The following is a 23296-nucleotide window of genomic DNA, read 5'->3' on the forward strand; positions in this document are numbered from 1 at the left end:
CGGGGCCGTGGTCGGGCCGCGGAAGGTCATCCGGCACCTCGTGGAGAACGCGCGGTCGTTCATCTTCGACACCGGCCTGGCCCCCGGCAGCGCGGCGGCGGCACTGACCGCGCTGACCGTGCTGAAGGAGGAGCCGGAGCGGGCGGGGCGGGCACTGACGGTCGCGGTGACCCTCGCGGAGCGGTTGCGGGAAGCCGGACTTCAGGTGTCGGAGCCGACCGCGGCCGTGGTGTCGGTGCGCGCGCCATCGCCGGAGGCGGCGGTGAAGTGGGCGGACGACTGCCGGGCAGCCGGTGTGTGGGTTGGGTGCTTCCGACCGCCGTCAGTGCCGGACCAGGTGTCTCGCCTGCGGTTGACGGCACGGGCGGACCTCACCGCGGCGGACATCGACCGGGCCGTCTCGGTCATCACCGAACACGCCCCACCGCGCGCCTGATTTTCGCTGGTCAGCGCCCGCGGTTGAAGAAGGTTTCGACCATGAACCGGGCCATGGCGGTGAGGCGCTCGGGCGGGTAGGTGTCCGGGTCGTTGAGGATGAGGCGGCTGCCTTCCTCCATGGCGGTGAGAAGCAGGTGGGCCAGCAGGTCGACGTCGATGGTGTCGGCGTCGGGCTGCTCGCGGATGAACCAGCGGGTGATCTCGGCGATGCGCGCGCGGACCGCGGTCTCGGCCTGCTGTTTGTAGTTCCGCACCGGCGGCGGTGATCCGTCGACGGGGAGCAGGATGGAGCGCCAGCGTTGGGGGCTGGCGGTGACCGCGGCGAACAGCCCGGCGGCCACCTGGGTGAACGTCTCCACCGGATCGGCGTCGGTGAGATCGCCGGGCAGCACGGCCGCGATCTGGGCGAGCGCGCGTTCGCCCTCGCGGTGCAGCAGGTCGCGCAGGATGTGGTTGGCGTCGGTGAACTGCCCGTAGACGACCGGCCGGGTGACACCGCAGGCCTTGGCGACCCCGTCGACGGACACAGCGGCGACGCCGTCGGTGTTGATGATCTCCAGCGCGGCGTCGAGCAGTTGTTCGCGCCGCTCGGCTGCCGGTGTGCGCGCGCTGTAGCGGCGCTTGGGCGTCGTCGCGGAAGACGTCATGGGAGCCATCCTACCCTTGCGAATTTACAGCACTGTATATACAGTCATGTAAAATTCGTTGGAGGTCGTGATGGTGGATGGCACGCCGGAGCGTGTGTGCGTCATCGGCGCCGGCTACACCGGAATAGCGTTGGCGCGGGCGGTCAAGGAGGCAGGCCTCGCCTATGACCACTTCGAGGCCACCGGCGCGGTCGGCGGGAACTGGTCGCACGGGGTGTACGACTCGACGCACCTGATCAGCTCGAAGAAGTCCACGCAGTACCCGGAATACCCGATGCCCGCGCACTACCCGACGTTCCCGAGCGCGGCGCAGATGTTGGCCTACCTCAACGACTATGTGGACCACTTCGGGTTGCGCGAGCGGATCGAGTTCACCACCGCGGTGGTCGACGTGCGGCCGCTGGACCGCACCGGGATGGCGGGCTGGCGGGTGACCCTCGCCTCTGGCGAGCAGCGCGAGTACGCCGCGGTGGCAGTGGCGAACGGGCACTACTGGGAGCGCAACATTCCCAGCTACCCCGGCGTCTTCACCGGCCGTCAGACGCACTCCAAGGACTACAAGCGCCCCGCGGACTTCGGCGACGGCGGGCGGGTGCTCGTCGTGGGCGCGGGCAATTCGGCCGGCGACCTCGCGGTGGAGGCGGCGGCCACGTTCGGCGGCGCCGACCTGTCCATGCGCTCGGGGTACTGGTTCATCCCGAAGACCATCTTCGGCATTCCGGCCTCGGAGTGGGACCGGGTGTGGCTGCCGATGCCGGTGCAGCGCCTGGGTTTCAAGATTCTGCTGAGGCTGTCCTACGGCCGCTACGAGCGCTACGGCCTCGACCATCCGAACCATCGGCTGTTCACCAAGGACGTCACGGTCAACTCGTCGCTGCCCTACGCGCTGCTGCACGGGAAAGTGCGGCCGCGCAAGGAGATCGCCCGGTTCGACGGCGACACCGTGCACTTCGTCGACGGCACCCGCGGCGAGTACGACACCATCGTGTGGGCCACCGGCTACCGCACCCGGTTCCCGTTCCTCGACGAGGCGATGTTCACCTGGGAGAACGGCCAGCCGCTGTTGGTGGAGCACACGCTGGTGCCGCGGTACGCCAACCTCTACATCTGGGGACTGGTGGCACCCCGCTCCGGCGCCGGGAAGATCATCTCGGTGGGCGCGGCCTTTCTGGTCGAGGCCATGCGGGCACAGCGGCTGTTCCCCATCCCGCTGTCGGATCTGGTCGCCCGCCGGGTGCGGGCCCGCAGCTCCATCCTGGCCGGGTCGGCGGAAATCCTCGGTCGGATCAAGCTGCTGCGCCGGGCCATCCGGATCCATGCGCGCCGTGCCCGGCTGCTCGGTGGCGGGCTCGCGACCTGGAGCGTCCGCCGCGAACCACCGCCGGCGTCCCCCAATGGCCAGGTCAAAGTCGTCGACAAGATCGAGGAGCTGTCCGCATGAGCCTGCCCACACCGACACCGCGCAACCGGGCCGTGATCACCGGCGCCTCCTCCGGGATCGGCGCCGCACTGGCCGAGCGGCTGGCCGCGCGCGGTTATTCGCTGATCCTCGTCGCCCGCCGGGAAGACCGGCTGCGCGAGTTGGCCACCCGGCTCAGCGGCAGCCACCGGGTCGAGGCCGAAGTGCACGCGTGCGACCTCGGCGACCGCGACGCGCGCGCCAAGCTGGCAGGCGAACTGGCCGCCCGCGACATCGCGGTGCTGTGCAACAACGCCGGGTTCGCCACCTACGGTCCGCTGTCCACACTGGACCCGGAACGGGAGCGGCTGCAGGTGGAGCTGGACGTGGTCGCGGTGCATGAGCTGACCCTGGCGGTGCTGCCCGGCATGCTCGAACGCAAGGCGGGCGCGATCCTGATCACCGGTTCCACCGCGGGCAACCAGCCCGGCCCGAACAACACCACCTACGCCGCGTCCAAAGCGTTCGCCAACACCTTCGCCGAGTCGCTGCACACCGAGTTGGCGGGCACCGGTGTCGGCTGCACGCTGCTCGCCCCCGGCCCGGTGCGCACCGAGTTCGCCCAGGTCGCCGAGGTGTCCTCAGTGGACCGACTGGTGCCCGGCCCGCTCTGGGTCACCGCGGAGGAGGCCGCCAAACAGGCCGTCGCGGGCCTGGCCAAAGGCAAGCGCCGGGTCGTGCCCGGACCGTTCGCCAAGGCGCAGACCCTCGGCGGGCAGTACAGCCCACGCTGGATCAGCGCGGCGGTGCTGCGCGCGGTCTACCGGAGGCTGACATGAGCGACTGGGAACCCACCACCCGCACCCACGGCCGTGGCCTGCGCTCCGACCTACGCAGGATGCTCACCTTGGGCGACCCGCGGCGCACCCTCTACCGCGACGCGCACTACTTCGCCGCCACCGTCGAGGTCGACGCCGACACCATGAAGCAGTGGCTGCCGCGCGGAGTCCGCCTTGCCGAACCCGCCAGAGCAGACCTGTTCACCGCGTTCTTCCCGGACTGCAACTACGGCTCGGTGTACCACGAAGCCGGACTGTTCGTGCACATCAAGGCAGGCCGCAAGACCGGCATCCACTGCCCGTGGATGATCCTCGACGACGACGTGGCGCTCATCCTCGGCCGCGAACTGCTGGGCTACCCGAAGAAGCTCGGCGAGATCGACTGGAACCTTGGCGGCGACACCATCAGCGCCACCGCCACCCGCCGGGGCAGCAAGCTGATCACCATGAGCGGCACCCTCGGGGAGCGGATCGCCCAGCCACCCCCGATTCTTGGCCGCCCGCACCGCAACGTCGTCGGCCTCGCCGGGCTGGCGCTCCCCCGGGTCATCGCCTTCACCCCTGGCGAGCAGCCGATCGAGGTTCGCGAGGTCACCGACTTCGAACTGCGACTCGGCGGCTCCGAACGCGACCCGCTCGACCAACTGGGCCTCGGCCGGGTCATCCAGGCGCGGCTGCACCGCGTCGACCTGACCGGCGGCGGGTTCCTGCCGCCGATCCCGCTGTGGCCCCTGTCCCCGCTCTACACCGTGACCCGACTCCGACCGAGGGTGCTCTGACATGACTGATACGACGCTGAACCTCTCCCACCAGCTGAAACTGCCCTGCGGCGCCGTGCTGGCCAACCGCATCGCCAAGTCCGGCATGAGCGAGCAACTCGCCGACCGCGACGGCGCGCCCACCGACAAGCTGCGCCGCCTCTACGCCTGCTGGGCGCGCTCCGGCGCCGGACTGCTCATCACCGGCAACGTCATGATCAACCGCGACGGGCTCGTCGAACCCCGCAACATCGTCCTCGACGACGACCGGAACCTGGCCGACTTCGCCACCTGGGCCGACACCGTCCACGCCGGGGGCACCGCCGCCGTGTGGATGCAGATCAACCACCCGGGCCGGGTCGCCACCGTCCCGTTCACCCGCCGCCCGGTCGCCCCTTCGGCCGCCCGCGAACCCGTGCCCGGCTACAACCTGCGCAAACCCCGCGAGCTGACCGGCACCCGGATCCAGGAACTCATCCGGTCCTACGGCCGCACCGCCGAACTGGCCGTCGCCGCCGGGTTCGACGGCGTCCAGATCCACGCCGCGCACGGCTACCTGCTCTCGCAGTTCCTGTCCCCACTGGCCAACACCCGCGACGACCACTACGGCCGCGACGCCGTCGGCCGCCGCCGCGCGCTGCTGGAGACCGTGGCCGCCGTGCGCGCCGCCGTCGGGCCGCACGTGCCGGTCTCGGTCAAGTTGAACTCCAAGGACTTCCAGCACGGCGGCTTCACCGAGTCCGACTCGCTCGACGTCGCCGTCGCACTGGCCGACGCCGGTGTCGACCTGCTGGAGATCTCCGGCGGCAACTACGCCGAACCCGCCATGGAAGGGGTGCACCACACGGGCGAGGCCTACTTCGCCGACTACACCCGCAAGGTCCGCGATCGCGTCGACATACCGCTCATGCTCACCGGCGGCCTGCGCACGCGGGCAACCATGGAAACCCTGCTGCGCGACGGCGTCGACCTGATCGGCATGGCCCGCCCCATGGCGTTCGTGCCCGACTACCCGGCCCGCGTCCTGGCGGGCGAGGCCGAACCCGTGCTGCCCGCCGGCCCCCGCCCGCTCGGCTACCGCCCGCTCGACGGATATCTCCAGCTCGCCGCGCACAACGCCCAGTTCCACCGCATCGCCGACGGCCGCACCCCACACACCCACGCCGGACTCGGCACCGTGCTCCGCGCGCTGGGCAAGATGTCCGCGGCCATGGCGGGCCAGGCGGTGCTGCCCCGATGACCGACCGCGCGGCACGGGGGAGCCGCCCGTTTCCGCAGGTAGCGCCCTAGTCGGGTGCGCTCGCCGGACGGCGCATGGTGATGTGGGGGATGCCGTCCTCGTCGAAGGGGTCGCCGACGGGGACGTAGCCGAAGCGGGCGTACATGCCTTGGGCTTGCACCTGGGCGTCGAGGACGGTGTCGACCTCGCCGACGTGGGCCAGGGCCGCTCCCATCAGTTTGCCGCCCAGGCCGGTGCCTCGGGCGTCCTTCGCGGTGCAGACGCGGCCGATGCGGACCGGGCGGCCCGCGTCGGCGGGGAGGATGCGCAGGCAGGCCAGGGGTTCGGGGGCGTCGGCGGGCTGCCACCACAGGTGCACGGTGTCGGGGGCGAGGTCACGGCCGTCGAGTTCCGGGTAGGGGCATTCCTGCTCGACGACGAAGACGTCGACCCGGAGCTTGAGCAGGGCGTAGAGCTGGGCTGCCGTCAGGTCCGGCCCGGCGGCGGTGTGCAGTGCGGTCACGCCGCCTTGGATATCACAGGTGTTCGGCGATGTCCGAGGCGTAGACGGTCACGCGGGTGTAGACGCCGGGCTTGTTCGCCTCGGCGCAGCCTTCACCCCAGGAGGCGATGCCGACGAGCCTGCCCGCGATGACCAAGGGGCCACCCGAGTCGCCCTGGCAGGTGTCGACGCCGCCTTCGGGGAAGCCCGCGCAGACCATCGACTCCTCCGCGAAGGCCTTGTACGACTTCTGGCAGGCGTCGTCGGCGATGGTCGGGACCTCGGCCTTGAGCAGGTAGCGCGACGCCGGGCCGCCGTCGGAGGTGCGGCCCCAGCCGAGGATCGTGCCGCGGGTGCCCGGCTTGTAGAGGGCGTCGTCGCGGGAGTCGGCGACCGGCAGGGTCTGGTACTCGAGGGGCTTGGCGAGGGTCAGCACGGCGATGTCGGCGCCGCTGGCCACGTCGGTGAAGTCGGGGTGGATCCACGTGCTGGTGACCTTGACCTCGACGCCCTCGGTGGAGCGCTTGTCCTCGCGGCCCGCGATAACGCGGATGTCCTTGGGGCCGTAGGCCTGGGCGCAGTGCGCCGCGGTGACGACCTTGTCCTCGGCGACGAGGGTGCCGCCGCAGAATTGGTAGCCGTCGCGGGTGGCTATGTAGACCATGTACGGATGGTCGGCGATCTTCGCGCGGGTCCCGCCGACGATCTGCTCACGCGCGTCCGCGGCGAACTGGCCGAGGATGACGGCGACGATGGCGATGGCGGCGGCGACACCGATGATGCGGCGCGCGGCGGTTCCCCCCATGGGAGAGTCTCCTGTCGGTGAGTTTGGGCAACGATCCGTGCTCCGCAAGACACGCTAGGTCAAACGGACCCGAAATAGTGACTCGGTGTGGTCGCACGAATGGGTGGAAGTTGGGGCGGGCATGCTGGAGAGGTGCCGTACCGCATCCGGGTCGTTCTCGCCCTCACGCTGGTCCTTGTCGTAGGCGCGTGCGTCACGCCGCCCGAACAGGACGCGGCGCGGCGCTCCACAGAACCCCAGGTGAGTGCCCCCGCACCGACGACGACGACGTCGGCGACTGTGGAGCCGACGGAGTCGAGCGCGGCTCCCCCGCCCAGCACGGCGGCGGCGAAGCCCGCATGGGTGGTGGGTGCGAACCCGCTTCCATTGCGGCCCGACGGTTTCGGCCAGGTGCTCCCGACACCCCCCGTCCTGGTGAACCGGTCACTCCCGACCGCGGACCGGCTGCCGCCACCGACCCGCGGGTACGCGGCGACGGTGTCGGCGATCCCGGACGACGTGCTCGCCCGCAGCACCTGGCGCGTCGACTGCCCGGTGGGCCGCGACGACCTGCGGTACCTGACGATGTCGTTCTGGGGTTACGACGGTCGCGCGCACACCGGCGAGATGATCGTGAACGCGTCGGTCGCACGGAACGTGACGAAGGTGTTCGAGGAGCTGTTCAAGAATCGGTTCCCGCTGGAGGAGATGCGGGTGACCGCGCTGCCGGAACTCGACCTGCACCCGACCGGCGACGGGAACAACACCTCGGCGTTCGTGTGCCGCAAGACGGTGCGCTCGACGACCTGGTCGGCCCACGCCTACGGGCTTGCCATCGACATCAACCCGTTCTGCAACCCATACATCCGCGGCGACTTGGTACTGCCCGAGCTTGCATCGTCCTATGTGGACCGAAAGAACGTCCGGCCGGGCATGATTTTCGCGGGGGACATCGTGGTTCGGGCGTTCAGGTCGATCGGGTGGACCTGGGGCGGGACGTGGACGTCACCGGTCGACATCCAGCACTTCAGCTCGACAGGAAGGTGAAGCGGTGAACGTCGTGAAGTCGGTCCTGCTGTTCGGGGTGGCGGCGGTCGCCGAGATCGGCGGGGCCTGGCTGGTGTGGCAGGGCGTCCGGGAACAGCGCGGGTGGCTGTGGATGCTCGGGGGCGTGCTGGCTTTGGGGGCGTACGGGTTCGTGGCGACGCTGCAGCCGGACGCGCACTTCGGGCGGATCTTGGCTGCTTATGGGGGTGTGTTTGTCGTTGGGTCGTTGCTGTGGGGGATGGTGGCGGATGGGTTTCGGCCTGACCGGTTTGATGTGATCGGGGCGGCTGTGTGTTTGGTGGGGGTTGCGGTGATCATGTATTCACCGCGTGGGTGAGTTGTTCGGGCTTCGGTGCTGGTGGTTCGCCGCTGACTGGCGCGGGTGGGCCTGTTTGGGTGGTTCGCCGCTGGCTGACTTTGGGTGGGGTGCCTGTTTGGGTGGTTCGCCGCTGGCTGACTTTGGGTGGGGTGCCTGTTTGGGTGGTTCGCCGCTGGCTGACTTTGGGTGGGGTGCCTGTTTGGGTGGTTCGCCTTGATTTGGGGACCCCGGAAATGGACCTGCGCGGGTAAAGCGGGCAGGGTGAAGAAACTGCCCCGCGCCGCGAAAGTTTAGGTCCATTTCACCCCAAATCAAGGCGAACCACCCAAACAGGCAAGTGGGATCGGCCCCTTGCGTTTGAGGGTGCTAGGGCCCGACCCCTTGCGTTCAGCGGGTGCTGGGCTCGACCCCATGCGCTCAGGGGTGCTGGAACCGGGCCCTTGCGTTCAGCGGTGCCGGGATCGACCCCATGCGCTCAGGGTGCTGGACTGGCCCCCGCATCAGCGGCGCCGGGCCCGACCCAATGCGTTCACGGTGCTGGGACTGGCCCCGCATTCAGGGGTGTCGAGCCCGACCCCACGCGCTCAGCGGTGCCGGGCCTGGGCCCTTGCGTTCAGCGGCGCCGGGCCCGACCCCACGCGTTCACGGTGCTGGGACCAGCCCCTCACGTTCTAGTGGCTGGGGATGGTGATCGCCGCCGACCACGCGGGCGCGGTGGTGGGTCGGGGGCTGCAGCGCTGATCGCGGTGTGTCAGGAGTCGGTGGTGGTGTTTCCGTTGCTGTCGGGGCGGTTGCCGAACTTGCTGAAGACCTTGCCTGCCGCGTCCGACATGGCGTCGCCTACGCCGTTGAGGATTTTGAACAGTGGGTCCGAGGACTCGTTGAAGGAGTCCTTGTAGGACTTCGCGGCGGTGCGGAGGTCGTCGGTGAAAGCGGAGGAGGGGTTGTCGTCGTCGCGGCGGGCGTAGGTGCCTGCGAGGATGGCGCGGTATTCCTCCGAGGCGGCCCACTTCTGCAACTGGGCGGCGCGGACTACGGCGAAGGGGTGGCTCATGCCCTCGACGCTGCGGAGCTTGTGGATGCTGTCGCGGATGTCGTCGACTTCCTCGTACTCCTTCGCCTGCTGCAGGAAGGACGGGATGTCGATCTGCGTCAGGTCGGTGCCGCCCGCCAGGTAGACGTGGGTGCGCAGGGCGGCCGCCGGGTCTTGGGCACACAGCAGGCCCGCGCGGTCGCAGGTCAGTTCGGCCTTGCGGAACCACTCGCGCAGGGCGGCGATCGCCGCGCGCAGGGCCAGGGCGCCCGCGGGGATGAAGGCGATCGTCATCTGCAGGTGGAGCAGCCGCAGCAGCAGCGTGCGCAGGACGGCGTGGCCGGACAGCACATGGCCCATCTCATGGCCGATGACGAACCGCAGGCTCTCGGTGTCGAGGGCCTCCACCAGGCCCGTCGTCAGGACGATGAACGGCTCGTCGATGCCCACGGTCATCGCGTTGGCGACCGGGTTGCGCTCGACGTAGACCTTGGGGACCACATCAAGGTCGAGGGTCTCGGCGCACTCGACGACCAGCTGGTGGATCTTCGGGTACTGCTTCTCCCCCACCCGGATCGCCGACGCGAGGGCCAGCAGCCGCTCGCCGCGCTCGCTGAACAGGCCGGAGACCGCCTTGAGCACCTCGGACACACCCGGGATGGCGCGCAGGCCGGCCATCGCGCCGCGGTCGGCCGGGTGTTCGTAGGCGCGCGGGCTGATCCGCGGGAACCGCACGCGCGTGGTCGAGCGCGAGACCTCGTTGTCCGTCACTTTCGTTCCTCCCCTGGGTGTGTTCCGGACCCACAGTAGGCCGATTCGGCTGAGAGCGTCGTCGTTTGTCCACAGGCACTAACCTTCGGAGCGCAAAGCACCGGCAAGCTCGCGGAGGATTGAAGACGATGAGCCTGGAACGCCCTGTCGCACCCGACCCGTACGCGCTGCTGCCGCGAACCGAGTCGTTCACCGTGACGTCCGAGGACGTCCGTGACGGCGAGAAGGTCGCACTCAAGCACGTCTACGGCGGAGCGGGCGGCGACAACGTCTCCCCGCACCTGGCCTGGAGCGGCGCGCCGGAAGGCACCAAGAGTTTCGTGGTGACCTGCTTCGACCCCGATGCCCCGATCCCCGGCGGCTTCTGGCACTGGATCGCGGTCAACATCCCGGCGTCGATCACCGAGCTGGCCGCGGGCGCGGGCGCGCGGGACGAGACGCTGCCCGAGGGCGCTTTCCACGTCCGCAACGACTTCAGCACGCGCGACTACGCGGGCTCGGCGCCGCCCGAGGGCGACCAGGATCACCGCTACTACTTCGTCGTGCACGCCGTGGACGTCGAGAAGCTCGACGTCGACGAGAACAGCAGCGCGGCGGTGGTGAGCTTCAACCTGGCGTTCCACACGCTGGGCCGAGCCATCATCACCCCCACCTACCGGCACTAGCGCCACCAGGCGAGGTCGATGGGGTTTGATGGGAATGTGCGCCACTTCGATCTGATCATCATCGGGACCGGTTCCGGCAACTCCCTGCTCGACCCCAGGTTCGCGGACCTGGACGTCGCCATGGTCGAGCGCGGGGTGTTCGGCGGGACCTGCATCAACGTCGGGTGCATCCCGACGAAGATGTTCGTCCACGCCGCCGACCTCGCCGCGACGCCGAAGGCCGCCGCACGGCTGGGGGTCGACGAGACGCTCGACGGCGTGCGCTGGCCCGAGATCCGCGACCGGATCTTCGGGCGCATCGACCCGATCGCGGTGGGCGGCAAGGCGTACCGCGAAGAGCACCCCGACAACGCGAACGTGACGCTCTACACGGGCGACGCGCGGTTTGTGGGCGAGCGGCGGTTGGAGATCGACGGCCAGGAGACCATCACCGCGGACCGGATCGTGCTCGCCGCAGGCGGCAGGCCGGTGGTCCCCGCGATCGAGGGCATCGACGACGTCGAGTTCCACACCAGCGACACGGTGATGCGACTCGACGAGCTGCCCGCGCGCATGGTGATCCTGGGTGGCGGGTTCATCGCCGCCGAGTTCGCGCACGTGTTCTCGTCATTCGGTGTCGAGGTGACCGTGGTGGTCCGCTCCGGGGCCCTGCTGCGCCGGGAGGACCGCGACATCAGCGCCCGGTTCACCGAGCTGGCACGGGCCCGCTGGGACGTCCGGCTCGACCGCAAGATCGAGCGCGTGGAGCGTTCGGGCGACGGTGTGCGGGTCCGGCTGGTGGGTGACGAGGTGATCGACACCGACGTGCTGCTCGTCGCCGCGGGTCGCACGCCGAACTCCGACCAGCTCGACGTCGCCGCGGGCGGCATCAAGGTCGACGACCACGGCTACGTCGTGGTCGACGAGTTCCAGCGGGCGAGCGCCGAGGGCGTGTGGGCGCTGGGCGACATCTGCTCGCCGTGGGAACTCAAGCACGTGGCGAACCACGAGGCGCGGGTCGTGCAACACAACCTGCTCAACCCGGACAAGCCGCTGGCCGCCGACCACCGGTTCGTCCCGCACGCCGTGTTCACCTCGCCCCAGATCGCCTCGGTCGGGCTCACGGAGCAGGAGGCCCAGCGCCAGGGCGTCGACTATGTGACGGCCACCCAGGAGTACGCGGGGATCGCGTACGGCTGGGCGATGGAGGACACCACTGGTTTCGCGAAGCTGCTGGCCGACCCGAAGACCGGGCAGTTGATCGGCGCCCACATCATCGGCCCGCAGGCGTCCACGGTCATCCAGCCGGTCATCCAGGCCATGAGTTTCGGGCTCGACGCGCGGGCCATGGCGCAGGGTCAGTACTGGATTCACCCGGCCATGCCGGAGCTGATCGAGAACGCGCTGCTCAAGCTCCCACTGGAGATGGGACACTGATCCCGACCGATGTGGGATGGCAGGACGAGAGGATGAGCGCGGTGCCGTTGGCGACGACTCGGCGAGCCGGTCTGGTGGACCAGGTGATCGAGCAGATGCGCACGGCGATCGCGAACGCCGAATGGAAGGTGGGCGAGCGCATCCCCACCGAGCCCGAGCTGGTCACCGCCCTGGGCGTCGGCCGGAACACGGTCCGGGAAGCCGTTCGGGCGCTGTCCCACGCGGGTCTGCTGGAGGTCCGTCAGGGCGACGGCACGTTCGTCCGGGCGACCAGCGAGTTCTCCGGCGCCGTCCGCCGGTTGGCGGGCACCGAGCTGCGGGATGTCCTGCAGGTCAGGCGCACCTTGGAGGTCGAGGGTGCCCGGCTCGCGGCGAGCAGTCGGACGGACGCGGAACTGGCTGAGCTGACCACGCTGCTCGACGCGCGCGAGCGGGCGATGGAGGCGAAGGACTACGAGGTGGGCGTCGACAAGGACGCGGCTTTCCACCTCGCGGTGGTCCGGTGCTCGCACAACCAGCTGCTGGCGGAGCTGTACCAGGGGCTGACGGAGGTCGTGCGCGCCTCGGTGGCGAGCACGGTCCGCACCACGCCGAGCAAGGCGAACGTCGACCACCGCCAGCTGCTCAACGCCATCCGCGACCAGGACGCGGACCGCGCGGCGTCCGAGGCAGCAGGCTTCCTCGACGAACTCCTAGCCAACCTCGACACCCCCTAGCCCCACAAATCGCGAGTCGCCCCTCCAGGCAAGTGAGTCGCCCCTCCAGGCGAATGAGTTCAACACTCAAGACCAATCCGAGCCTCGGCACCCTGAGCTCGCCGGCCATGCCATATCCGCTCATGCCCGTGCCCAATGCGCACTCGCCAGCCGGAATGTCGAACTCGCTTGCCTGAACGTCGAACTCGCTCGCCGGAATGTCGAACTCGCTTGCCTGAACGTCGCACTCGCTTGCCTGAACGTCGAACTCGCTTGCCTGGAGGGGCGACTCGTTTGCCTGGAGGGGCGACTCGCGGGTTAGGGGGCGCCGGGGGGGATGAAGGGGAGGCCGGCAGGTGGTCCCTGGTCGATCAAGCGGCGGATGGCGGTGGTGTCGAGGTGGTTTTCGACCAGGTCGCCGAGGATGTCGAGTTGGGTGGCGCGGGCGGTGGCGAACGAGGTGTCCGAGGCGGGCTTGAAGCCGTCGCGGCCCGCCCATTCGGCCGCCCAGCGCAGGATCGCGCGGCGAGGGGCGTCGTTCTCCAGGAGGCCGTGCCAGTGGGTGCCGAGGATGGCGCCGTCGACGACGCCCTCCGTGGACCCGTCGGGCAGCATCACCAGGCCCTCGTGTTCGGACCTGGTGACCCGGCCGTGGTGGATCTCGTAGCCGACCGCCGGTTCGCCGAAGACCGTCCCCTGTGGACGGGTCAGGACCTTCTCCGCGGCGAATTCCACGTCCATGTCCAGCAGCCCCAACGCCTCCACGACGCCCGCGCCTGACTCGACGCGGTCGTTGATGCTCGCGCCGAGCATCTGGAAGCCACCGCAGACGCCGACCACCGGCAGGCCGCGTCGGGCGTGCGCCATGACGGCGTCGGCCAGGCCGGTACGACGGAGCCAGTGCAGATCGTCCACTGTGGACTTCGAGCCGGGGAGCACGACCAGGTCGGCGTCGGCGAGCCGGGACGGCTCGGTGACGAACCGGACCGAGACACCGGGTTCGCAGGCCAACGCCTCGACGTCGGTCGCGTTCGAGATACGCGGAAGCCGGACGACGGCCACACGGAGCCACTGGGTGCCGACCGGTGGCGCGGGTCGGCCGACGACACCGTCAGCGGCGTAGGACAGCGAGTCCTCCGCGTCCAGCCAGAGGTCTTCACACCACGGGACAACACCCAGGACATCGCGACCGGTCAGGGAGTGCAACTGGCGCAGACCCGGCTCCAGCAACGCCGGGTCGCCGCGGAACTTGTTGATGACGAAGCCGGAGATCAGGGCTTGGTCCGCCGGGTCGAGCAGGGCCAGGGTGCCGAAGAGGTGAGCGAAGACACCACCGCGGTCGATGTCGCCGACGACCAGGACCGGCAGGTTCGCCGCCCGGGCCAGGCCCATGTTGGCGATGTCGCTGGCCCGCAGGTTGATCTCCGTGGGCGAGCCCGCGCCTTCGCAGACGACGACTTCGTAGTCCGAGCGCAGGTCGGCGAGAGTCGCCAGGACGGTCTCCATCAGCTCGCTCTTGCGCGCGCGATACGACAGCGCGGTAGTGACGCCCACCGGCTTGCCCAGGACCACGACCTGCGAACTGCGGTCGGACCCCGGCTTGAGCAGCACCGGGTTGAAGCGGACGCTCGGCTCGATCCCGCACGCCGCCGCCTGCAGCGCCTGGGCCCGGCCGATCTCGCCGCCGTCGGGGGTGACCATCGAGTTGTTCGACATGTTCTGCGCCTTGAACGGCGCCACCCGCACCCCGGACCGGGCCAACCATCGGCACAGACCCGCCACGAGGACGCTCTTGCCCGCGTCCGAGGTCGTCCCCGCGACCAACAACGCTCCGGACATTCGACCGTCCCCTCACCTTTCGTCGGGCCAGGCTGCCATCATCCCCGTTATGCCCGCCGCACCCGTCACCGCCGTCCTGGTGCACAGCCCGTTCCTCGGGCCCGCCAGCCTGCGTCCGCTCGCCGACGCACTCGCCGCTCTCGGGCACCCCGCGGTCCTGCTGGACCTGCGCCTCAGCGTCGTCGCCTCCCCCGTCCACCAGCGGCTCATCGGCGCGTTCGCCGACGCCCTGTCCGACGTGCCGCTCACCGGACCGGTGGTCCTGGTGGGCCACAGCGCCGCCGGGCCGCTGCTGCCCGCGTTCGCCGAGGACCTGGAGGACGCCGTCGCGGGTCTGGTCTACCTCGACGCGGGCCTGCCGACGCCGGGTCAGAGCTGGCGCGAGACGGTGGCCCCCGAGGTCTACGACGGGCTGTACAAGATCAGCCGCAACGGCAGGCTCCCCCGCTGGCCGGACTGGTTCGACGCCGACCCGCTGCCCGACCTGGTCCACGACGAGGCGCTGCGCGCGGAGATCGCCGACGAGGCCCCCGAGGTGCCGATCGCGTTCCTCAAGGAGGCGCGGCCGAGCGTGGAGTGGTCCGGCCCGTCGAGCTACGTCTGCCTGTCGGAGGCCTACGTCGGCGAGTTGGCCCAGGCGCGCGAGTCGGGCTGGCCGACCCGCGTGCTCGACTCGCACCACCTGGCCCCGGCGACCGATCCGGGACCGGTCGCCGCGGCCGTCCTAGAGGTGCTCTAAGGGAGCGTGAGGATCTCGGAGCCGGTGTCGGTGACGACGATGGTGTGCTCGAACTGGGCGGTCCAGCTCTTGTCCTTGGTCGTGACCGTCCAGTCGTCGTCCCAGATGTCGTAGTCGATGCCGCCGAGGGTGATCATCGGCTCGATCGTGAACGTCATGCCGGGCTCGATCATCGTGGTGACCGTGGGCTCCTCGTAGTGCAGGATCACCAGTCCACTGTGGAACGACGTGCCGATGCCGTGGCCGGTGAAGTCGCGCACCACGCCGTAGCCGAACCGCTTGGCGTAGGCCTCGATGACGCGGCCGATCACGTTGATCGCGCGACCCGGCCGCACGGCCTTGATCGCGCGCATCGTGGCCTCGTGGGTGCGCTCGACGAGCAGCCGGGCCTCCTCGGCAACCTCGCCCGCGAGGAACGTCGCGTTGGTGTCGCCGTGGACACCGCCGATGAACGCGGTGACGTCGATGTTGACGATGTCGCCGTCCTCGATCACCGTCGAGTCGGGGATGCCGTGGCAGATGACCTCGTTGAGCGAGACGCAGCAGGACTTCGGGAAGCCGCGGTAGCCCAGGGTCGACGGGTAGGCGTGGTGGTCGAGCAGGAACTCGTGCACGACCGCGTCGACGTCGTCGGTGGTCGCGCCCGGCTTGACGGCCTTGCCGCCCTCCTGCAGCGCCTGCGCGGCGATCCGCCCGGCCACCCGCATCGCCTCGACGATCTCCGGCGGCTGCACCCACGGGTCGGTGTTCTTCCGGGGCGCGGGCCGGTCGACGTACTCGGGACGGGCGATGGTGGAGGGCACGACGCGACGAGGCGACTGCTCTCCCGGCTTCAGTGGAGCACGCACAGACATGACTACCAGCCTACGACCCGCTCAGGCGACGGCGCCGAGGAACCTCGCCGCGGCCTGCACCGCCGTGCCCGACTGGCCCACGTCGGTCAGCAGCACGGCGAACGCGAGGTCGCCGCGGTAGCCCACGAACCAGCCGTGCGAGTGGGTCCCGTCGCCGAACTGCGCGGTGCCGGTCTTGCCCCGGACGTCGCCGTACGGGCCGAGCGCGCCCGCAGTGCCCGCGGTGACGACCTCACGCATCATGTCCCGCACGGGCCCGAGCACCTCGGCGGCCACCGGGTCCGCAACGGTGTCGGACTTCGTCTCCGAGCCGCGCACCAGGACCGGCTTGGGCACCGTGCCGGACGCGACGGTGGCCGCCACGACCGCCATGCCGAACGGGCTGGCGACGACCTTGCCCTGGCCGAACCCGTCCTCGGCGCGCTCGACCTTGCCCGTGGCGGGCGGCACCGATCCGGTGATGGTGGTGAATCCCGGCACCACGTAGTCGACGCCCAGGCCGAGTTGCTTGGCCATGGTCGTCAGCTCGTCGGGCGCCATGGCCACGGCCAGTTCGGCGAACGTGGTGTTGCACGAGAACGCGAACGCCGAGCGCAGCGGGATGACGCCCTTGTCGAACTTGCCGCTGTTGGGGATCTCGCGGCCGTCGATGACCTTGGTCCCCGGGCAGCCCAGCGGGGTGTCCGCGGCGGCCTTGCCGGACTTCAGCGCGGCCGCGGCGGTGACGATCTTGAACGTGGAGCCGGGCGGGTACCGGCCGGTGAGCGCGAGCTGACCGGCGGCGTCGGCGGGCGCGTTCTGCGCGACCGCGAGGACGTCGCCGGTGGACGGCTGGATCGCCACGATCATCGACGGCGTCGCCTCGCCCGCGATCGCGGCCTGGGCGGCGGTCTGCACCTGCTTGCTCAGCGCGACCCGCACCGCGGTCGCGGTCTCGGCCTGCTTGCTGAACAGCTCCTCGACGTCGGCGCCCGCGCCGTCCACGGTGTGCACGCTCCACCCGGCCGCGCCCTCGACCTGCTGCTCGACGAGCTTGCGGATGCCAGGCAGCAGCGTGGGCGCCAGCGCCTTGTCCACCGGCAGCAGCCGCGACTCGGCGGTGAAGCGGACCCCTTGCAGCTCGTAGATCAGCGATCGGACCTTCTGGTAGTCGCCGTCGCGCAGCGCCACGACCTGGTAGGCCTTGCCGCCCGCCTTGGTCGCCCCTTCGAGGATCGAGGCCTGGGTGATGGTCGGGTCGATCCCGGACAGCGCGCCCGCGAGCTGACCGGCGATGGCCGTGGCGTCGCCTGCCTTGCCCTGGTCGAACAGCACCGAGATCACTCGTTCGGGTTGCAGCACGGGGGTGCCGTCGCGGTCGAGCACCGGGGCGAGCGACGCCTCGATGTCGCGCACGGCGATCGTCTGCTGGGCGGCGAGCTTGGGGTGCAGGACGCTGGGCTCCCAGTGCACCTTCCACGCGTCGTTCTCGGTGCGCAGGTCGAAGGTGCTCGTGTAGGTCCAGAGCCTGCCGCGGCCGAGGTCCCAAGTGATCTCGTAGGTCGCCTTCGCCGACGGCTGGCCTTCGGTGGTCACGACGTCCTTGACGTGCGCGATCACCGTCGCGGGCTTGATCCCGCCGCGCACCTTGTCCATCAGCGCCTTGGCCGATTCGGCGGAGTCGGTGTGCTGGGAAGCGGTCACGGTGTCGCCACCGGCGAACGCGGCGACGAACTGGTTGGCCGCGTCCTTGGGGCCGGGGTCGGACCCAAAGGCGCAGGCGGTCAGCGGGAGGACGGCCACCAGCGCGGCGAGGAGAGCGGCGGGGCGGCTGAGGGAGACGCGCACGCCCCGCAGTATGCCCGGCGCCGTGTGTGGCTCGTGCGGGATCTCCCCGGAACGGCCCTCAGAACAGCACCGTCGCGTACTGGCCGACCTGCGCGAACCCGATGCGCGTGTACGCGGCGCGCGCCGCGGAGTTGTACGAGTTGACGTAGAGGCTCGCCGTGCGGCCCATGCCGTCGATCAGCCGGTGCACGACGGCGGCGGTGCCCCCGCTGCCGAGGCCCTCGCCGCGACGGTCCGGGTGCACCCACACCCCTTGGATCTGGCCGACCGCGCTCGACAGCGCGCCGATCTCGGCCTTGAACACGACGTCACCGCCCTCGAACCGGGCGAACGCGCGCCCGCCCGCGATCAGTTCGGCGACCCGCGCGCGATAACCGGACCCGCCATCGCCGACGCGGGGGTCGACACCGACCTCTTCGATGAACATCGCGATGGCGGCGGGCAGGTAGCGGTCGAGTTCGTCGGGCCGGACCGGGCGGACGAGCGGGTCGGGCGCGGTGGCGGGCGGGGTGGAGATCGCCATCAGCGGCTGGTCGGCGCGGACCTCGCGGGCCGGGCCCCAGTCGGGCTCCAGTTCCGACCACAGGCCGAGGACCTGCTCGGCGGGGCCGACCATCGACGAGCACATACGGCGCCTGCGCAGCGCCCGCTCGGCGAACGCCTGCAAAGCGGACCGCTTGCCGCGTAAGGGAATCAGGTTGGGACCGGCGAAGCAGAGGGCTTCGAGCCTGCCCACCGGGCGCAGCCCGCGGGTCTCGCAGCCCCAAACCTCGCCACCGAGTCGCCACGGGTCCAGACCGACGGATTCGACTCGGGAGGCGACCATGCAGGACGCCACAGGGTCGGCGGTGAGCACCGCGCGCACCGCCTGACCGTCCCGTTCGTCGAGCAGCCGCGCTCCTGCTAGCCGCAACACCCCTCAAGCCTGCCAGAAACCGGGCCGCACGGGAAACGGAATCACCTGGCCAGACACGCGCGGAGCCGCGGATCGCGCAGCGTGGGCAGGACGTCGCTGTCGCGGCCGAAGACGATCTCGGCGCGCGGCACGTCGGCTTGGCGCAGCATCGCGTGGCACACGTCGGCGAACGGCTGCTCGCGGATGGTGAGGACGCATTCCTCCATGTCCGGCTCGTTGTCGCGGGCCCGGGCGCGCTCCCAGCCGCGCAGGCTCGCCACGACGACCCGTCTGGCCTGCTCGCGGCCGCGCACGAGCAGCGCGCGGTTGAGCCCGAACACCTCGATGGTCGCGGTCCCCTTCGGCGTCAGCGCCCGGTATTCGCCGACCGACAGCGACAGCAGGAGGTGGTCGAACGGGTCCTCGCTGGTCGGGTCGACGAGCAGCGGGCTTCCCCTGTCGTCGACGGGGAACCGGTCGCGCTTCTGGTGGCTGTTGCACACCGAACAGGCGAGGAGGTGGTTGAGCCAGTCGAAGGTCCGCAGCGGGGAACGGGAGAGCGGGTCGAAGTGGTCGATGTCGGCGCCGAGGCTGTCGCCGCAGTACATGCACCGCTGGACACCGGGCGCCATGTAGGCCAGCGCTTCACGAAGGGAGGCTTTCACCGCCGAATTCGTCCGCCAGAAGGCGCGAGCCGACGCCACACGTTCCGCGCGGCGGACGGCGGAGATTTTGTTGGTCAGGTCCGATAGTCGGTCCGTTGTTGTCGAGTGCAAAGTGACGCGAGCGATGCGAATCACGCTCCGGCAGCTCCCGCTTCGTGCAGCCGGGCAGTCACCTCTCCCACCCTGGCCACGGGTGAACTCTCGAGCAATTCCCGCAACTGCAGATAGCGCCGTTCCTGTTCTTCGTCGGCGACGTCACTGACGACCGCGACCTCGAGATCGACGAGTTCGCGGCGCAATGACTGCGCCTTCTCCGAGTATGGCGTATCCAGGCCGAAAAGGTCAGAGAGCACCGCGTCGTCCCCGCTGCCGAAAACGATGCGCTCATACAGGTCCTGACCGACCACGGAAGGAGGTTCTTCCTGGTCAGGACCGGCAAGGCGGATCAGACCACCAGGGTCGGCGGCCTGGCAAATGTAGGGGCTATGGGTGGTGACGATGAATTGAATGTTGGGAAAATGAGACTTCAGCCAGCCACCGATACGCTTCTGCCAGGAGACGTGCAGGTGGGCGTCCACCTCATCGATGATGACCACTCCGGGTGCGGTGACCGCGGTGATCCCGGAGTCATTATTCACCGGAATGGTCCCATACGCGTCGTTGATCTGCTTCAACAAGTCGACAACGAGTGCCGCTACCGTTCGGTAACCGTCACTCATTTCGCGCAATGGGAATCGTTTGTCCCCATTGGCCACCCACAGTCCGTCGGAATCGACCTTCTCGATCCGATAACCGTCCGGTAGCAGTCCGTTCGCCAGAATTTGTAGTGCGGCCACCTTCAGCTGCTCGGCACCGGGCCGTTCTTCGAGGGTGCGCAGGTGCTGCTCGATGAGCCACCCGACGCCCTCGGCGAGCGACGCGTCCTCATGGAAGAGGCTCACCAGTCGGGCGACCGGTCCCGGGCTGAGCATCAGCCGCTGCGCGTCACCGGCCCCGCCGACCAGCCTGCGGAACGGCCCGTAGGCCGCGCAGAACCAGCCGCCCGGGTTGTCCTGCCACGGGCCGCGGGCGACGAACTGGCTGCGGCTGCTGGGACTGCCCGCGGCCGCCATCGACGGCTGGTTGGTGCGCCTGCCGTCGTCGCTGTCGTCCGGGTAGGTCCACTGCAGGCCCGCGCCGAAGTCGCGGGCGGGCAGCCTGCCCTTGCCGTAGAACCGGTCGAAAACCGGGTCGTAGGCGATGCGGACCTGGGCGGAGGCCTCGCGGCACCCCACCGTCACCCAGTTCTCGAAGTCGGGCACGAGACTGCGGGCCACGGCCGGTCCGCTGACCGCGAGCGCGATGCCCCGCAGCAGGGACGTCTTGCCGGATCCGTTGCGGCCCGCGATCACGGTCCAACCGGCGTGCGAGCCGTCCGGTCGGGTGAGTGGCAGGTCGACGTCGCGCGCGCCGGAGAAGCCGCGGATGTTCCGCAGTGTCACGCGGGCGAGGTACATGACGAAGGTCCCCTCTCCTGTCGACGCGGGGAACTCTACGGAAGTTGATCCGTGTTCGTCAGCCCACGGTGACCGATGGCGTCCCTTCGGACTCACCCATCTGCTCGGCGAGCCGCATGGCTTCCTCGATCAGGGTCTCGACGATGAGGTGCTCAGGCACGGTCTTGATGACCTCGCCCTTGACGAAGATCTGGCCCTTTCCGTTACCGGAGGCCACACCGAGGTCGGCTTCCCGCGCCTCGCCTGGCCCGTTCACGACACAGCCCATGACCGCGACGCGCAGCGGGACCTCCATGCCCTCCAGGCCCGCGGTCACCTCGTCGGCCAGCTTGTACACGTCGACCTGCGCGCGCCCGCACGACGGGCACGACACGATCTCCAGCTTGCGCTGCTTGAGGTTGAGCGACTGCAGGATCTGGATGCCGACCTTGACCTCCTCCACCGGAGGGGCCGAGAGCGACACCCGGATCGTGTCGCCGATGCCCTGGCGCAGCAGGGCACCGAACGCCACCGCGGACTTGATGGTGCCCTGGAACGCCGGACCGGCCTCGGTGACACCGAGGTGCAGCGGGTAGTCGCACTGCTCGGCCAGCAGCTCGTAGGCGCGGATCATCACGACCGGGTCGTTGTGCTTGACCGAGATCTTGATGTCGTGGAAGTCGTGCTCGGCGAACAGCGACGCCTCCCACATGGCCGACTCGGCCAGCGCCTCCGGGGTGGCCTTGCCGTACTTCTTGAGCAGCCGAGGGTCGAGCGAACCGGCGTTGACACCGATCCGGATCGGGGTCCCGTGGTCGCGCGCGGCCGCCGCGATCTCCTTGACCTGGTCGTCGAACTTGCGGATGTTGCCCGGGTTCACCCGTACCGCCGCGCACCCGGCCTCGATCGCCGCGAACACGTACTTCGGCTGGAAGTGGATGTCGGCGATCACCGGGAGCTGCGACTTGCGCGCGATCGCCGCCAGCGCCTCCGCGTCGTCCTGCGACGGGCACGCCACCCGCACGATGTCGCAGCCCGCCGCGGTCAGCTCGGCGATCTGCTGCAAGGTGGCGTTCACGTCCGCGGTGACCGTCGTCGTCATCGACTGCACCGAGATCGGCGACTCGCTGCCGACGCCGACGGAGCCGACCTGCAACTGCCTCGTCTTGCGGCGCTCGGAGAGCACCGGGGGCGGCAGCGCGGGCATCCCGAGCATCACGTCGGACATGTTCCTCAGACCTCTCGTGGTTACTGCAATCGAATCGGGTTGACGATGTCGGCGGTCACGGTGAGCAGCACGATCGCGCCACCCACGATCACCAGGACCATGGTGATCCCGGTGAGCCTGGTGTAGTCGACCGGACCCGCCGGGGTCAGGCCGCGCAGCTTGCGGATCATGTCGCGCACCCGCTCGTAGAGCGTGATGGCGATATGCCCGCCGTCGAGCGGGAGCAGCGGCAGCAGGTTGAACACGCCGACGAAGAAGTTCAGCGCGGCCAGCATCAGGACGAAGATCTCCCAGATGCCCTGCTCGGCCGCGTCCGCGCCGATGACACTCGCGCCGACGACGCTGACCGGTCGCTCGGGGTCATTCTCCGCCCCGCCGATCGCGCGCACCACAGCGGGGATCTTCTCCGGGAAGCGCATGAGGCCTTCCCAGGTCTTGACGAACATCTCGCCGGTGAACGACACCGTGCCGCCGACCGCGGACAGAGCCGAGAAGTCGACCATCGCGGCCTTGCCGATGCCGACCGCGCCGACCTCGGTCAGCTTGGTGTCGTCCTTGCCGGGCTGCGCGTCGACCGGCCCCGCTGGACGGTGGCGACGGCGACCTTCATGGTCAGCTCCTGGCCGTCGCGCAGGACGACGAAGGTGCTCTCCCCGCGCAGGTCGCGGACCGTGGTGAGGACCTCGGACCAGTTCGCCGTGGGCTTGCCGTTGACGCTGACGATCTCGTCGCCCTCGCGGATCCCGGCGGCGATCGCGGGCGACGGGTCGTTCGGGCCGCAGTCGGCCTGCTTGAACGTCTTCGGGTCCATCGTGGGCGCCGCGCACGACGTGGAACCGACGACCGCGCGGTTCTCGTAGTTCGGCAGGCCCATGGACACGGCCATCAGGTACAAGATGATGAAGCCGAGGATGAAGTGGGTGATCGACCCGGCGGACAGCACGACGATGCGCTTCCAGGCCGGGTAGCGCCACATGGCGCGCGGCGCCTCCTCGGGGGTGACCTCGTCGAGCGCGGTCATGCCCGCGATGTCGCAGAAGCCGCCCGCGGGGATCGCCTTGAGGCCGTACTCGGTCTCGCCGCGGCGGAACGAGAAGATCTTCGGTCCGAACCCGATGAAGTACCGGCGGACCTTCATGCCGAACGCCTTCGCGGTCAGCATGTGCCCCGCTTCGTGCAGTGCGACGGACACACAGATGCCCAGCGCGAAAAGCACGAGACCCAGGAGCCAAACGAGCACGG

At 69.8% G+C, this 23296-nt stretch carries 22 protein-coding genes and 1 pseudogene; 11 read left to right on the top strand and 12 right to left on the bottom strand.

The window, feature by feature from the left end:
- Positions 1–436 (top strand): aminotransferase class I/II-fold pyridoxal phosphate-dependent enzyme (locus tag C8E96_RS00005; RefSeq protein WP_133794072.1); only part of this gene is annotated, 436 nt, incomplete at its 5' end.
- A 10-nt stretch (positions 437–446) separates the two neighbouring features.
- On the opposite strand, the gene C8E96_RS00010 is transcribed toward C8E96_RS00005, so the two are convergent.
- Positions 447–1085: a TetR/AcrR family transcriptional regulator gene (locus C8E96_RS00010; RefSeq protein ID WP_166657834.1), complete on the bottom strand. Its 639-nt coding sequence runs from the start codon at positions 1083–1085 to the stop codon at positions 447–449.
- Between the two features lie 70 nt (positions 1086–1155).
- Between C8E96_RS00010 and C8E96_RS00015 the strand changes: the two genes are divergently transcribed.
- Genes C8E96_RS00015 through C8E96_RS00030 form a run of 4 tightly spaced genes read left to right on the top strand, consistent with a single transcriptional unit; the run spans position 1156 to position 5321 of the window.
- Positions 1156–2526, top strand: coding sequence for a flavin-containing monooxygenase (locus C8E96_RS00015; RefSeq protein WP_091371022.1), 1371 nt, complete (start codon positions 1156–1158; stop codon positions 2524–2526).
- Positions 2523–3323 carry an SDR family NAD(P)-dependent oxidoreductase gene (locus C8E96_RS00020; protein WP_091371021.1) on the top strand — a complete coding sequence of 267 codons (801 nt, stop codon included), beginning with the start codon at positions 2523–2525 and terminating at the stop codon, positions 3321–3323. Before C8E96_RS00015 ends, C8E96_RS00020 begins: the two co-directional genes overlap by 4 nt.
- The gene (locus C8E96_RS00025; RefSeq protein WP_228769709.1) at positions 3320–4102 is read left to right on the top strand and encodes an acetoacetate decarboxylase family protein; all 783 of its coding nucleotides are present in this window, start codon (positions 3320–3322) and stop codon (positions 4100–4102) included. Before C8E96_RS00020 ends, C8E96_RS00025 begins: the two co-directional genes overlap by 4 nt.
- A gap of 1 nt (position 4103) precedes the next feature.
- Positions 4104–5321, top strand: a complete 1218-nt coding sequence (locus C8E96_RS00030) for an oxidoreductase (protein WP_091371020.1) — start codon at positions 4104–4106, stop codon at positions 5319–5321.
- Positions 5322–5367: 46 nt separating this feature from the next.
- Here C8E96_RS00030 and C8E96_RS00035 read toward each other — a convergent pair whose 3' ends face one another.
- Together C8E96_RS00035 and C8E96_RS00040 are read right to left on the bottom strand one after the other, a co-directional pair.
- The gene (locus C8E96_RS00035) at positions 5368–5823 is read right to left on the bottom strand and encodes a GNAT family N-acetyltransferase (RefSeq protein WP_091371019.1); all 456 of its coding nucleotides are present in this window, start codon (positions 5821–5823) and stop codon (positions 5368–5370) included.
- A 13-nt stretch (positions 5824–5836) separates the two neighbouring features.
- Entirely contained in the window at positions 5837–6607 is a 771-nt protein-coding gene (locus C8E96_RS00040; protein WP_091371018.1) for a S1 family peptidase, read from the bottom strand.
- Between the two features lie 132 nt (positions 6608–6739).
- Between C8E96_RS00040 and C8E96_RS00045 the strand changes: the two genes are divergently transcribed.
- Both C8E96_RS00045 and C8E96_RS00050 read left to right on the top strand, forming a co-directional pair.
- Positions 6740–7633, top strand: a complete 894-nt coding sequence (locus C8E96_RS00045; protein WP_228769708.1) for a M15 family metallopeptidase — start codon at positions 6740–6742, stop codon at positions 7631–7633.
- Positions 7634–7637: 4 nt separating this feature from the next.
- Positions 7638–7970 (top strand): YnfA family protein, encoded by a 333-nt coding sequence (locus tag C8E96_RS00050; RefSeq protein WP_091371016.1) that lies wholly within the window; start codon positions 7638–7640, stop codon positions 7968–7970.
- 733 nt (positions 7971–8703) lie between these two features.
- On the opposite strand, the gene C8E96_RS00055 is transcribed toward C8E96_RS00050, so the two are convergent.
- Complete coding sequence (locus C8E96_RS00055; protein WP_176926723.1) at positions 8704–9756, bottom strand: M48 family metallopeptidase; 1053 nt, start codon at positions 9754–9756, stop codon at positions 8704–8706.
- Between the two features lie 128 nt (positions 9757–9884).
- Between C8E96_RS00055 and C8E96_RS00060 the strand changes: the two genes are divergently transcribed.
- From C8E96_RS00060 to C8E96_RS00070, 3 genes are read left to right on the top strand one after another with little or no spacing between them, the layout of a single operon-like run.
- Positions 9885–10421 carry a YbhB/YbcL family Raf kinase inhibitor-like protein gene (locus C8E96_RS00060; protein WP_091371015.1) on the top strand — a complete coding sequence of 179 codons (537 nt, stop codon included), beginning with the start codon at positions 9885–9887 and terminating at the stop codon, positions 10419–10421.
- 36 nt (positions 10422–10457) lie between these two features.
- Complete coding sequence (locus C8E96_RS00065; protein ID WP_091371014.1) at positions 10458–11837, top strand: mycothione reductase; 1380 nt, start codon at positions 10458–10460, stop codon at positions 11835–11837.
- A gap of 41 nt (positions 11838–11878) precedes the next feature.
- On the top strand, positions 11879–12553 hold the full coding sequence (locus tag C8E96_RS00070) for a FadR/GntR family transcriptional regulator (RefSeq protein WP_176926733.1): 675 nt from the start codon (positions 11879–11881) through the stop codon (positions 12551–12553).
- Positions 12554–12850: 297 nt separating this feature from the next.
- Here C8E96_RS00070 and C8E96_RS00075 read toward each other — a convergent pair whose 3' ends face one another.
- On the bottom strand, positions 12851–14371 hold the full coding sequence (locus C8E96_RS00075; RefSeq protein ID WP_091371013.1) for a cobyric acid synthase: 1521 nt from the start codon (positions 14369–14371) through the stop codon (positions 12851–12853).
- A 49-nt stretch (positions 14372–14420) separates the two neighbouring features.
- On the opposite strand from C8E96_RS00075, the gene C8E96_RS00080 reads away from it, so the two are divergent.
- Positions 14421–15110, top strand: a complete 690-nt coding sequence (locus tag C8E96_RS00080; protein ID WP_091371012.1) for an alpha/beta fold hydrolase — start codon at positions 14421–14423, stop codon at positions 15108–15110.
- On the opposite strand, the gene map is transcribed toward C8E96_RS00080, so the two are convergent.
- From map to C8E96_RS00115, 7 genes and pseudogenes are all read right to left on the bottom strand, one after another.
- Entirely contained in the window at positions 15107–15964 is an 858-nt protein-coding gene (gene map, locus C8E96_RS00085; RefSeq protein WP_091371011.1) for a type I methionyl aminopeptidase, read from the bottom strand. The genes C8E96_RS00080 and map overlap by 4 nt on opposite strands.
- Before the next feature lie 21 nt (positions 15965–15985).
- Entirely contained in the window at positions 15986–17791 is a 1806-nt protein-coding gene (locus C8E96_RS00090) for a penicillin-binding transpeptidase domain-containing protein (RefSeq protein ID WP_091371010.1), read from the bottom strand.
- A gap of 58 nt (positions 17792–17849) precedes the next feature.
- Entirely contained in the window at positions 17850–18707 is an 858-nt protein-coding gene (locus C8E96_RS00095) for a GNAT family N-acetyltransferase (protein WP_166657835.1), read from the bottom strand.
- Positions 18708–18748: 41 nt separating this feature from the next.
- Positions 18749–19351, bottom strand: a complete 603-nt coding sequence (locus C8E96_RS00100; RefSeq protein ID WP_228769707.1) for an HNH endonuclease — start codon at positions 19349–19351, stop codon at positions 18749–18751.
- Between the two features lie 131 nt (positions 19352–19482).
- Complete coding sequence (locus C8E96_RS00105; RefSeq protein WP_091371008.1) at positions 19483–20847, bottom strand: AAA family ATPase; 1365 nt, start codon at positions 20845–20847, stop codon at positions 19483–19485.
- A 58-nt stretch (positions 20848–20905) separates the two neighbouring features.
- Complete coding sequence (gene ispG, locus C8E96_RS00110; protein ID WP_091371430.1) at positions 20906–22033, bottom strand: flavodoxin-dependent (E)-4-hydroxy-3-methylbut-2-enyl-diphosphate synthase; 1128 nt, start codon at positions 22031–22033, stop codon at positions 20906–20908.
- Positions 22034–22074: 41 nt separating this feature from the next.
- Positions 22075–23294: pseudogene (locus C8E96_RS00115) on the bottom strand (M50 family metallopeptidase).
- Positions 23295–23296: the final 2 nt, after the last annotated feature.

This window comes from Actinokineospora alba, assembly GCF_004362515.1.
GTDB lineage: Bacteria > Actinomycetota > Actinomycetes > Mycobacteriales > Pseudonocardiaceae > Actinokineospora > Actinokineospora alba.

Excerpts from the sequence above, each read along its gene's own strand:
- ispG (WP_091371430.1), bottom strand. The coding sequence starts at position 22,033 with ATGCCCGCGCTGCCGCCCCCGGTGCTCTCCGAGCGCCGCAAGACGAGG.
- C8E96_RS00040 (WP_091371018.1), bottom strand. The coding sequence starts at position 6,607 with ATGGGGGGAACCGCCGCGCGCCGCATCATCGGTGTCGCCGCCGCCATC.
- C8E96_RS00030 (WP_091371020.1), top strand. The coding sequence starts at position 4,104 with ATGACTGATACGACGCTGAACCTCTCCCACCAGCTGAAACTGCCCTGC.
- C8E96_RS00075 (WP_091371013.1), bottom strand. The coding sequence starts at position 14,371 with ATGTCCGGAGCGTTGTTGGTCGCGGGGACGACCTCGGACGCGGGCAAG.
- C8E96_RS00080 (WP_091371012.1), top strand. The coding sequence starts at position 14,421 with ATGCCCGCCGCACCCGTCACCGCCGTCCTGGTGCACAGCCCGTTCCTC.
- C8E96_RS00025 (WP_228769709.1), top strand. The coding sequence starts at position 3,320 with ATGAGCGACTGGGAACCCACCACCCGCACCCACGGCCGTGGCCTGCGC.
- C8E96_RS00105 (WP_091371008.1), bottom strand. The coding sequence starts at position 20,847 with ATGTACCTCGCCCGCGTGACACTGCGGAACATCCGCGGCTTCTCCGGC.
- map (WP_091371011.1), bottom strand. The coding sequence starts at position 15,964 with ATGTCTGTGCGTGCTCCACTGAAGCCGGGAGAGCAGTCGCCTCGTCGC.
- C8E96_RS00020 (WP_091371021.1), top strand. The coding sequence starts at position 2,523 with ATGAGCCTGCCCACACCGACACCGCGCAACCGGGCCGTGATCACCGGC.
- C8E96_RS00060 (WP_091371015.1), top strand. The coding sequence starts at position 9,885 with ATGAGCCTGGAACGCCCTGTCGCACCCGACCCGTACGCGCTGCTGCCG.
- C8E96_RS00015 (WP_091371022.1), top strand. The coding sequence starts at position 1,156 with ATGGTGGATGGCACGCCGGAGCGTGTGTGCGTCATCGGCGCCGGCTAC.
- C8E96_RS00010 (WP_166657834.1), bottom strand. The coding sequence starts at position 1,085 with ATGACGTCTTCCGCGACGACGCCCAAGCGCCGCTACAGCGCGCGCACA.